Source organism: Streptomyces sp. NPDC060209 (assembly GCF_042728155.1).
Lineage (GTDB): Bacteria > Actinomycetota > Actinomycetes > Streptomycetales > Streptomycetaceae > Streptomyces.
In genome coordinates this window covers 1-10,676 of the sequence record NZ_JBHWZS010000299.1, presented here as the reverse complement: position 1 = coordinate 10,676, position 10,676 = coordinate 1, and the positions used below count along the sequence as shown (strand labels likewise).

Genomic DNA, 10,676 nt, shown 5'->3' with positions numbered 1-10,676 from the left:
GGCTTCGTCAGGGCAGCGGTACGAACGTCCTGATGGCCTCGGTCAGCCGCTGCGGCTGGTCCTCGGGGACGAGGGTGAAGCTGTCGGCGATCTCCACCAGTTCACCCTTGGGCAGCAGGTCCGCCAGCCGCCGGCCGTGGGCGGGCGGCATCACCTTGTCCTCGGCCGCCCAGACGACGAGCGCGGGACGGTCGAACGTACGCAGCGCGTCCGCCCATGCCAGGAGCTTGTCCCGGGGCGGCACCCCGAGCACGTACGCCCGCAGGTCCCTCCGGATCGCGGCCGAGGTCCACAACGGCCGGAACCAGTCGTCCATCACGTCGTGCGGGACCGGCCGCTTGCTCATCCACCCCCAGGTCACGGGCAGTCTCCGCATCGGCTTGAGCTTCAGCAGGGCGAAGGCGAGCCGCAGCCCACCGGGCGCCTTGGCCGCGGCGTACAGATTGCGACCGGGCAGGCCGGGCGGAAAGTTGTCGAACGCCTCGCAGGACGTGATCACCAGCCTGCCGATCCGCTGGTCCCTGCCCTCCGCGACGAGCGCCTGGGCCCCGCCCCAGTCGCTCATCACCAGGGTGACGTCGTGCAGGTCCAGCTTTTCCAGGAACTCCGCCACCAGGTGGGCGACTCCGAGGATCGTCAGATCGGCGTCCGGGCGCATCGGCCTGCGGTGTCCTCCCAGCGGCAGCGTGGGCACGACGCACCGGTATGCGGGGCTCAGCCCGGCGACGACATGACGCCAGAGCGAACCGTTCATCGCCACCCCGTGCAGCAGGACCACCACGGGCCCGTCGCCGCCCGTGTCCTCGTACTCCACCACTCCCGCGGAAAGCGTCACTTCGGTCATGGGGCCAACCTAGGGCGTCCTCCGACGGTGTGCGGCCCAACGGGGCGTCAGGGCTTGATAGCGTCGCCCGCACGACTACGGAAAGCTCCCCGCCGGGGTCGTCGCTCCGCCGGGCCGGGCCGCACCGACAGGGCGGCGAGAGGCGGCCGGTGCGCGTGACGGGGACGCACGTGGCACGGACGATGAGGGCCTACGCATGAGCCTCCCGCAGTTGCACTACACCTCCGTGACGTCCGGGGACGAGGTGCCCGTCGGCCGGTTCACCGCGGTGGACCCCGCGATAGCCGGGCCGGTGCGCGCGGAGGCCGCACCGCTTCTGGCGTACGACGCGCCGGAGGGCACTCCCGACCGGCTCACCGATGCCCGGCTCCGCGCGCTGCCCGTGGCGTTCGGCTTCGTCACGCTCTCCGACGGCAGCCATCTGCTCAGCCGTACGGTGCCCACGGGCGCGGGCGGATTCCACGCCCACGCCGTACACCTCCTGCCCGGTACGCCGATACCCGGCCGGGTGCTCCCCGTCGCGGCGTGGGGGGCCGCGGGGTGGCTCTCCGCGACCCCGGACCGCTTGCTGCCCGACCCCCTGACCTCGTTGTCCACCGCGCACGGCCCCTCGCGGGGGCTCACCCGGGAGGGCCTCGGCGACTTCGCGGTGTCCCGCAGTCCGTGGCTCGCCGCCGTGCTCAGCGATCTGCGCCGCGTGAGCGAGGACCCGTCCGCGCCACCGGTCGTGCTCGTGGAGCGTCAGAGTGCGGACGTGGCCCGCTGGGTCGCGCTGGCCACCGCCGTACTGCCCCGGGAGCATGCCGAGCGGCTGACCTTCACCACGTACACCCGGAATCCCGGGCGCGCCGCGCACCAGGTCATCGGCGTCCTTCCCGAGGACGCGCCCGACATCCTTGATCCGCGGTTCCGCGTGCACGCCGCATCCGGTCCGCGCCCCTCGGGGGCGGCGGACGACGCCTGGGCGGGGACCGCCGCCCGGATCTGGCGCAGCCGGGCCCCCGAGCTCTTCCGGGAGGCCGCTGAGCTGCCGGGCGAGCCCTTCGCCGCCGGGCCTCTCGCCGTCACCGCGCTCGGTGCCGGCATCGCGCTCGGGTCCGACGAGCGGGCCGCGGCCGCCGACTGGGCGGCCGAGCGGCCCTATGCGCTGGACGAGAAGCGCACCCGGCAGCTGACCGACGCCCTGACCGCGCCCGCCGACGACCGTACGGCCGCCGAGTGCGCCGCGGCGCTCCGTCTGCTGACGGCACTCGACGGCCGCTGTCCCGCCGCCGTCACCGCACCGCTGGCGGCACTGCTGGTGACGGAGGCGGTGCGGGGCGGCGACGTGGCCCTGGAGCCGCCCGCGCGTTCGGCGTTCGATGAGCCCGCAGGGGAGCGCGCGCTCGCGGCGCTGGTCGAGGAGCTCGGCGACGAGCTGCTGGCCGAGCTCGCCTCCGGGGTGCCCCGGGGCGTCGCACGGACCGTGCAGCTGCTGCGGATCGCACGGCTGCTCGGCGTCGACTGCGCGGAGCTGCTTCCCGACGTCGTGGGCCGGCTGGCCCGCGCGTTGCTCGACGACCCCGAGGCGGGCGCGTGCCGCGCGCTGCTGGATCTGCTGGACGAACAGTTCGACGTCCGTACGGCGCTCCTGGGTGAGCTGGACCGGCTCGCGCCGGACCACTCCGCGGACACGGAACGGCTGCTGATCCGGGTCGCCCTGCCGTTCACCGGGACGCAGGCCCTGCCGCATCTGCGGATGTGCGCCGAGGCACCCGGTGCGAAGGCGCGGGGCGCGGACCGGGTGGCGGTCCTGCACACGGTGCTGCGCGCGGCGGGCATGTCCCCGTTCGCCGAGCCGCTGGTGCTGCGGACCGCTGTCGGCCTCGTGTGGGGCGAGGACACCCCGACGGCGGGTGAGGCCCGGGCGCTGCTGGGCGAGACCACGTCCGACGCCCACCGGACGGCAGGCACCTGGTCGCACCTGGTCGACGCGGCGCTCGCCGCCCCTGTCGGCGACGAGGACGCCCCCGAGCTCGCCCACGAGCTGCTGCGCGGCTTCCCGCAGGAGCTCGGTGCCCGGGTACGCGCCTGCCTGATGCTGCTGGACTTCGCGCGCGAGCTGCGCTCGGGGACGGCGGAACCCGGCTGGACGGACCGTGCCCGGACGCTGCGCGGCCGCGCGGAGCCGGCCGGGCCCCTGGCCCTGGAGCACGCCTTCGGCGCCCTGGCGGAGCGGCTGCTCGCTCCCGACCGGCCCGGGGAGGAGCTGTACGCGTTCGTGCACAGCGGGGACGGGGACCTGATCGCGGCGTACGGCGGGGCCGCCCGCCGCGACGCGGTTCTGGCGCTGCTGCGCGCGGATCCCGCGTACGTGGCGGACTGCTTCACCGTGTGGAACGCCCATCCTCACGCGGGCGGCGACTGGACCCGGACCCGGACCGCCCTGCTGGATGAGGTGCTGCGCCCCGCGGTGCGCGCCCTGTCGCCCGAGGGCCTCGCGGCGGTGGAGCAGGCCGTGGAGCGCGAGGGAAACAGCCGCACCCTCGAGGCGTTCCGCGCCTGGAACCGGCCGTCCCGATCGCTGGGGCGCCTCGGCAGACGCATCGCTGGGCGGGTGCGCAGGGGGTGACGAGGTCGTCGAGCGGGCCGCGCGGCAGGTACCGTAAGAAGTTCTGATCTCGTGTGCCTCCTGGCGGGCTGCGTGACACCCCAGGAGGAGACGGCATGACGACGAACCGCGGACGCAAGGACGTGATCCGGGACCGGATGGCCGGCACCGGCGAGTCGTACAACGTCGCCGCGCGGAATCTGAAGGCGATGAAGGACATGGGCGCCACCCGTGACGCCGTGCTCGTCCAGAGGTGGCGGCCCGCGGAGTCGCTGGACGTGCCGTGTCCGTGCGGCGGTACGTGTGAGCCGGGCGAGACGTGCGACCGCTGTCACGCCCGGCACCGGCATGTGAAGCGCTACCCGGGCAGCGTCACGGACGTGGAGGTCTGGGCCGACCGCTACGAGTGCATGGGCTGCTCGTCCTCGTACACGCTGACCGTTCACCTGGCGGGGCGCCCGTGGGGCGTGGCCGAGACCGTGGTGCAGGGCGGTTCGGCCGAGGAGATCGTGCGGGCCCGGGTGTTCCCCGGGGTGGTGCACCCGTTGCTGCGGGCCGAGGTGACCTCGGAGTCCGGGTCCGACGAGGACTAGGGTTCGTCCGGACCACGCCGGACGAACCACGATGAAGGCGGAACAGGTGGCGGACGGAAGCGGGAGCGGCTCAGCGGTCCGCGACAGCGGCTCCCGTGCGCCGACGCCGGGAACGGCCGGGCCGGCCTCGCTCAGCACACAGGCACGTGAAGCCGTCCTGCAGCGCGTCGTCGACAGGCGCTACGCGCAGGGCACCCGCCTCGTCGAGCGGGAGGTCGCCGAGGAGCTCAGCATGTCCCGCGTGCCTGTACGCGAGGCGCTGCGTGCGCTGGTCGCGGAAGGCCTGCTGGAGCTGCTCCCCCACAGCGGCGTCCGCGTGCGACGCCTCGAATACACCGATGTCGAGCACCTGTACGAGGTCTGGGAGCCCTTGGCGGTCCAGGCGTCACGGCTCGCGGCGCGCGCCGTGGCAACGGGCGACACCGACTCGCTGGCCGGGCTGGAAGCAACCCTCCGCCAGGCCGAGGCTGCCGCCGCGTCGGACGAGGGGACGCGCGAGGTGGCCGCGCACACGGCCTTCCACGAGGGGGTCGTGGCGATGGCGGGCAACCCCCTGCTCGCACGCACCATGGAGCAGCTGAGCTGGCAGCTCCGGCTGCTGTTCGGCATGCGCGAGGAGCCCGCGCACATGCGCGCACAGCACGCGGAGATGTACCGGCACATCTCCGCCGGCGACGTGGAGGCCGCCGCCGCCAGCACACTGCTGCACGTGCGCGACAGCAGGGCCGTCGCCCTGCGCTCGCTGTTCGGCGACGCCTGACGCACCTTGTATACCAAGACTGGAACGTAGGCACTTCACCCAGGGACACAACCGGTCACCAGCCCGCATTTCAGCTGTTCACCGACATGATCCTTGCTCGCCGCCTCGCGCTTGGTATACAAACTGGGGTAGCCATCGACCCACTCCCCCCAAGGAGCTCTCATGTGCGTCGAAGCCCTCCCCCCGCCTTCCGCCAGGCTGACCCGCCGTGGCGTTCTCGCCGGTGCCGCGGCCCTCGCCGGGACCATGGCCGCGGCGGCTCCTGCGGCGGCCGCTGCCGCGGACCGTGACGCGGCGTCACCCGCCGCCCGGAACGCCTCCGGCGCGACGCGAGGCGGCAGCCTCGTCATCCGGGGCGGCACCCTCCTCGATCCGGCAACCGGCGAGGTCACCGAGAACGCCGTCGTCGTCATCCGGGACGGGACGGTGAGCGCGGCCGGCTCGCCGGGCAGCGTCACCGTGCCGAGCGACGCCGACGTCCTGGAGGCGCACGGCCGCTGGGTCCTGCCGGGCCTGGTCGACGCGCACATCCACCTGAGTACGGCCGCCGAGGCCCGTGACGCCGTCCGCCAGGGTGCGACCAGTGCGCGCAGCGGATCGACGTCGTTCTACCAGGACATCGCCGTCCGCGAACTCGCCAGGCACAGCCCGGATCTCGCGCCCAGGCTGACCGCCGCGGGCATCTTCGTCACCCCGGACCTCGGCGAGACCGTGCTCGCCGATCCCGACCTCACCCCGCTCGCCCGCCTCAAGGACGGCGTCCGCTCGGCCGAGGCGCTGCGCCGAGTGGTGGAGGTGAACGTCGCCCGCGGTGCGGACGTGATCAAGACACGGGTCAACGAACGCGCCGGGCTGCCCGAACAGGATCCGCTCGCCCAGGTGTACTCGCACGAGCAGCTCTCCGAGATCGTCGCCGCGGCCGGGCGGCGGGGCAAGGGCGTCCTCTGCCACAGCTACAGCGAACAGGGCTGCCACGACGCCGTCACCGCCGGAATCCGCTCCCTGGAGCACGGCGCGTTCGTCGGGGAGCGCACCCTGGTCGAGATGCGCCGCAGGGGTACGTACTTCACACCCACCCTCACCGCCATCGCCGGCCTGGCGCAGTCCACGGACCCGGTCCTCGCCGAGCGGGGGCGCACCTACCTCCCCGTCCTGGAACGGGCGGTCCTCGCCGCACACGAACTCGGCGTCCCGCTCGCCGCCGGCACCGATTCGTCCGGCGGCAAGGTGCGCCCGATCGGCCGGGAGGTGGAGCTGATGCGCGCGGCCGGGCTGCCCGCACTCGACGCGATCCGCACCGCCACGACGGGCGCTGCCCGCCTCCTCGGACTGGAGCGCGGCGTGGGCCGCCTCGCGCGCGGTTTCGCGGGCGACGCCATCCTCCTGGACGGCGACCCGCTGGCCGACGTCGCCGTACTCACGCGCCCGGTACGGGTGGTCCGGGCGGGCGTCGCACTCTGACCCGGCGGGGCCGCCCGCCCTTCAGCCCTCTCCTCGTCCCCCACCGCGCCGACCCGCAGCAGGAGTCCCCCATGCAGCCGTCCTCGCCCACTCCCGGCACGTTCTCCCGTCGCATGATGCTGGCCGGAGCCGCCGCCCTCGCCGGTACCACGGCCACCACGACGGCGGCCGGCGCCGCCCCGGCCGAAGCCGCACCGTCCGGTGCCGCACAGAGCGGCAGCAGGACCGTCGTCTTCCGCGACGTACGCCCGCTCGGCGCTCCGGAGCCCACGGACCTCGTGGTCGTCGACGGCCGCGTCTCGCACGGCCCGGCGCCTCGCGGCACGAAGGTCGTCGACGGTGGCGGCCGGATCGCACTGCCGTCCCTCGTGGACGCGCACATCCACCCCGACAAGACGACCTGGGGCGGATCCTGGGTGTCCCGTCGGCCGGCGAGCGGCATCGCCGACTACGTCGCCCAGGATGTGGACCTGTTCCACAGCCAGCGCCGGTCCGTCGCGGAACGTGCGTACGGCCTGATGACCCACGCCGTCACCCGCGGCACGCGGGCGATGCGCGCCCACGCCGATGTGGCCCCCGCCTACGACCTGGCCGGGGTCGAGGGACTGGCGGAGGCCCGCGAGCGGCTCCGTCACGCCCTGGACGTCCAGATCGTGGCCTTTCCGCAGCACGGGGTCATCCGCACGCCGGGCACGGCGGAGCTGCTGGAGGAGGCGGCGCGCACCGGCGCCGTCGACATGATCGGCGGCATCGACCCCAGTGGTTTCGACCAGGCCCTGGACGAGCAGCTCGACCTCGTCTTCGGCATCGCGGACCGTCACGGCATCGGCGTGGACATCCACCTGCACGACCGGGGGGCGAAGGGGATCGAGGCCCTGCGCGGCATCATCGACCGCACGCGCGCCCTGTCCCTCACCGGCAAGGTCACCGTCAGCCACGTCTTCTGCCTGCCCGGCCTGACGGACGGCGAACTGGGCTCCATCGCCGCCGAACTGGGTGATCTGGACATCGCGCTCACCACGGTGGCGCCGTCCGACTCCCTGGTCCTGCCGATCGCACGGCTGCGCGAGCACGGAGTGCGGGTCGGGCTCGGCTCCGACGGCGTGCGCGACTCCTGGAGCCCCTTCGGCAACGCCGACATGCTGCACCGCGCACACCTGCTCGGATGGGTCACGGACGTACGCCTCGACGAGGAACTGACGGACTGTTACCGCGTCGCGGCCCACGGGGGCGCGGACGTCATGGGCCTCGCGCACGCGGACCTCGAGCCGGGCGCCCCCGCCGACTTCGTCCTCCTGCGGGGCGAGTGCCTGCCTCAGGTCATCGTGGACATGCCCCGCCGGGACATGGTCGTGCACGGCGGAGTCGTCGTCGCGCGCGACGGAGAGTTCCTGGGCCGGGGCGCGCCGTCGGGCAGGTAGCGTCCGCCCGCCCCCTCCCCTCACGATCACGTCGCCTCCGGTCGAGACCGAGCCCGCAGATGGCCCTCCAGCCGCAATGGAGGGCCATCGCCCGTTCCTGGATGCCGTCGGCACGGCGACGCGGACTTCCCGCCGGCCGAGGACCACAATCCGGAAGTGGCGTGCGTCACAGAAATCACCTGACCGATCGGTCAGCTACGGTGGGCGCATGCCACGTCCGCCTTCCGCGATGCGTCGTCAGATTCTCGATTCCGCACTGCGTCTCTTCGCCGAACACGGTTTCAAGGGGACCTCCCTGCACGACATCGCAGTCGGGGCCCACTGCTCCAAGGCGTCCCTGCTGTACCACTTCGCCGGCAAGGACGCGATCCTCACCGAGCTGCTGACACCGCCCGCCGAGAGCCTCTCCGCCATGAGCGACGAGCTGGCCTCACTGGAAGGTGACCAGGCCGTCGAGTCGGCCGTGACGGACTACGTCGGCCTCGCGATGCGCTTCCACCTGGAAGTGAAGATCATCTTTGCCGAGCTGCCCGACATGCTCGGCCATCCGGTACTGGCCGTCATCCCCCGCGCGGTCGACCAGCTCGCGGATGCGCTGGCCGGCCGTTCACGGGAACCGCGTGCGCGCGTCATGGCGCAGATGGTGATCGGCGGCGTGGCCGTCACGGTCGCTGCCGACGTGGACGTCGAACCCGACACGATGCGTACCGAATTGGTCCAGGGAGCGCTGAGAACCCTCGGGCATCCGACCGGCTGACAGAAGTCGTCCAGATCGAAGAGAAAGACGTCTCTTTCGCATGGCAATCCTGCTGTACCGGCTCGGCCGGCTGTCCTTCCGCCGCCGAGGGCGTGTCCTCGCCCTCTGGCTTCTGCTGCTCGCATTGCTCGGAGGAGGCGCCGCAGCCTTCAGCGGGCCCACCACCAGCAAGTTCTCGATCCCGGGCACCGAGTCACAGAAGGCCCTGGACTCGCTCGCCCGGGAATTCCCGCAGGCAGGCGGCGCGACCGGGACCATAGTCGTCGCGGCGCCCGAGGGCGGGAAGCTCACGCCCTCGGGCGTGGCTCCCGTGACCGAGGAGGCCGCGAAGGTCCCCGGTGTCCTCGCGGCCGTCGACCCCTTCGTGTCCAAGGCCGTCTCGCAGGACGGCCGCTACGCCCTGATCCAGGTGCAGTTCGAGTCGGGTGTCGACGGCATCACCGACACGCAGCGGGAGGCGTTCTCGGAGGCGGGCGCGTCCGTCGCGGACCTGCGCGTCGAACACGGCGGCGAGATCATGCGGGGCGTCCCGGAGATCGGTTCGACCGAGATCATCGGTGTCGCGGTCGCCGCCCTCGTGCTGGTCCTCACCTTCGGCTCCCTGGTGGCGGCGGGCATGACCCTGCTGAACGCCCTGGTCGGCGTGGCGGCCGGCATGGCCGGACTGTTCGCCCTGAGCAGCACCGTGGAGCTGACCAGCACCGCGCCGATCCTGGCGCTCATGCTGGGCCTGGCCGTCGGCATCGACTACGCCCTGTTCATCACGTCCCGCTACCGCCACTACCTCTCGGAAGGCATGGACGGGGAGGAAGCGGCCGGCCGGGCGGCCGGGACCGCCGGTTCGGCCGTCGTCTTCGCGGGCGCCACCGTCGTCATCGCGCTGGCAGGACTCGCCGTCGCCGGTGTGCCCTTCCTGACGGTCATGGGCCTGGCCGCCGCGGCCACGGTCGCTCTCGCCGTGCTGGTGTCCCTCACCCTGCTGCCGGCCGTCCTCGGCTTCGCGGGCACCCGCGTCCTGCCCCGGAAGCACAGGACACGGGACCGGACGCCCGTCTCCGCTCCCGTGGAGGCCGAAGCCGGCTTCGGCTTCCGCTGGGGCCGGATCGTGGCGCGGCTGCGCGTCCCCGTCCTCGTCCTCGGAGTGATCGGCCTCGGCGCTCTCGCGCTGCCCGTTCAGGACATGCGTCTGGCACTGCCCGACGCGAGCACCGAGGCGGTCGGGTCGCCCAACCGCGAGGCCTACGACCTGACCACCGAGGGGTTCGGCGAGGGCTTCAACGGCCGCCTGGTCGCCGTCGTCTCCGGCGACACCGCGCAGGCGACCGGTGCGGCGGCCAAGGAGACCGCCGCGCTCGTCATGGAGACCGACGGGGTGCTGGCCGTCGCCGCCCCGCAGATGAACGAGAAGGGCACCACCGCCCTCCTGGCCGTGATCCCCGACACCGGCCCCACCGCCGCCACGACCGAGGACACCGTCAACGAGATCCGTGACCGGGTGGCGGACGTCGAGGGCGCCACAGTCTCGCTGACCGGTGCCACCGCGGTCGGCATCGACGTCTCCGAGAAGCTCGCCGCCGCGCTGCCGGTCTATCTCCTGCTGGTGGTCGGCCTGTCGGTCCTGCTGCTGATGCTCGTCTTCAGGTCGATCCTCGTGCCGGTCAAGGCGGCGCTGGGCTTCCTGCTGACCATCGGCGCGACCTTCGGGATCACCGTCGCCATCTTCCAGGAGGGTCATCTGGCGGAACTGGTCGGCCTCGACACGTCCGGGCCGCTGGTCAGCTTCCTGCCCATCCTGCTGATCGGCATCCTCTTCGGGCTGGCCATGGACTACGAGGTCTTCCTCGTCTCCCGGATGCGGGAGGACTTCGTCCACGGCGCCGACGCCCGGGAGTCCGTCATCAGCGGTGTCGGCCACAACGCACGCGTGGTCACGGCAGCGGCGGTGATCATGACCGCCGTCTTCGGCGGATTCGTGTTCATGCCCGACCCGATCATCAAGTCCATCGGGTTCGCCCTGGCGATCGGCGTACTCATCGACGCCTTCGTCGTCCGTATGGCTCTCGTGCCGGCGGTCATGCACCTTCTGGGACGCGCCGCCTGGTGGCTGCCCCGGCCGGTGGACCGGGTCCTGCCCGACCTCGACATCGAGGGCGAGCGCCTGCACCGCGAGATCCCGGTGCAGCCTCAGCCGGTGGAGCTCGTGAAGACGTGAGCACGCCGGTGCCCCCGCCCCCTCGAACACGCCGAGGG

At 72.9% G+C, this 10,676-nt stretch carries 8 protein-coding genes; 7 read left to right on the top strand and 1 reads right to left on the bottom strand.

The features are described 5' to 3' along the window. Positions 1 to 7: 7 nt before the first annotated feature. The gene (locus ACFWFI_RS35535; RefSeq protein ID WP_387398553.1) at positions 8 to 844 is read right to left on the bottom strand and encodes an alpha/beta fold hydrolase; all 837 of its coding nucleotides are present in this window, start codon (positions 842 to 844) and stop codon (positions 8 to 10) included. 196 nt (positions 845 to 1,040) lie between these two features. Here ACFWFI_RS35535 and ACFWFI_RS35530 point away from each other — a divergent pair, with 196 nt between their 5' ends. The 7 genes from ACFWFI_RS35530 (at position 1,041) to ACFWFI_RS35500 (ending at position 10,638) form a co-directional block, all read left to right on the top strand. Beyond that, entirely contained in the window at positions 1,041 to 3,455 is a 2,415-nt protein-coding gene (locus tag ACFWFI_RS35530) for a GTPase-associated protein 1-related protein (RefSeq protein WP_387398550.1), read from the top strand. Positions 3,456 to 3,550: 95 nt separating this feature from the next. Next, positions 3,551 to 4,027: a hypothetical protein gene (locus ACFWFI_RS35525; protein ID WP_387398548.1), complete on the top strand. Its 477-nt coding sequence runs from the start codon at positions 3,551 to 3,553 to the stop codon at positions 4,025 to 4,027. Positions 4,028 to 4,073: 46 nt separating this feature from the next. Next, entirely contained in the window at positions 4,074 to 4,787 is a 714-nt protein-coding gene (locus ACFWFI_RS35520) for a GntR family transcriptional regulator (RefSeq protein ID WP_387398555.1), read from the top strand. A gap of 162 nt (positions 4,788 to 4,949) precedes the next feature. Next, positions 4,950 to 6,248, top strand: a complete 1,299-nt coding sequence (locus ACFWFI_RS35515; RefSeq protein ID WP_387398546.1) for an amidohydrolase family protein — start codon at positions 4,950 to 4,952, stop codon at positions 6,246 to 6,248. Between the two features lie 71 nt (positions 6,249 to 6,319). After that, positions 6,320 to 7,669: an amidohydrolase gene (locus tag ACFWFI_RS35510; RefSeq protein ID WP_387398543.1), complete on the top strand. Its 1,350-nt coding sequence runs from the start codon at positions 6,320 to 6,322 to the stop codon at positions 7,667 to 7,669. Positions 7,670 to 7,877: 208 nt separating this feature from the next. After that, complete coding sequence (locus ACFWFI_RS35505; RefSeq protein WP_387398540.1) at positions 7,878 to 8,426, top strand: TetR/AcrR family transcriptional regulator; 549 nt, start codon at positions 7,878 to 7,880, stop codon at positions 8,424 to 8,426. Between the two features lie 40 nt (positions 8,427 to 8,466). Beyond that, positions 8,467 to 10,638, top strand: a complete 2,172-nt coding sequence (locus tag ACFWFI_RS35500; protein ID WP_387398538.1) for an MMPL family transporter — start codon at positions 8,467 to 8,469, stop codon at positions 10,636 to 10,638. Positions 10,639 to 10,676 lie beyond the last annotated feature (38 nt).

Coding starts and splice junctions, on each gene's coding strand:
- ACFWFI_RS35510 (WP_387398543.1), top strand. CDS start 6,320: ATGCAGCCGTCCTCGCCCACTCCCGGCACGTTCTCCCGTCGCATGATG.
- ACFWFI_RS35500 (WP_387398538.1), top strand. CDS start 8,467: ATGGCAATCCTGCTGTACCGGCTCGGCCGGCTGTCCTTCCGCCGCCGA.
- ACFWFI_RS35530 (WP_387398550.1), top strand. CDS start 1,041: ATGAGCCTCCCGCAGTTGCACTACACCTCCGTGACGTCCGGGGACGAG.
- ACFWFI_RS35515 (WP_387398546.1), top strand. CDS start 4,950: ATGTGCGTCGAAGCCCTCCCCCCGCCTTCCGCCAGGCTGACCCGCCGT.
- ACFWFI_RS35525 (WP_387398548.1), top strand. CDS start 3,551: ATGACGACGAACCGCGGACGCAAGGACGTGATCCGGGACCGGATGGCC.
- ACFWFI_RS35535 (WP_387398553.1), bottom strand. CDS start 844: ATGACCGAAGTGACGCTTTCCGCGGGAGTGGTGGAGTACGAGGACACG.
- ACFWFI_RS35505 (WP_387398540.1), top strand. CDS start 7,878: ATGCCACGTCCGCCTTCCGCGATGCGTCGTCAGATTCTCGATTCCGCA.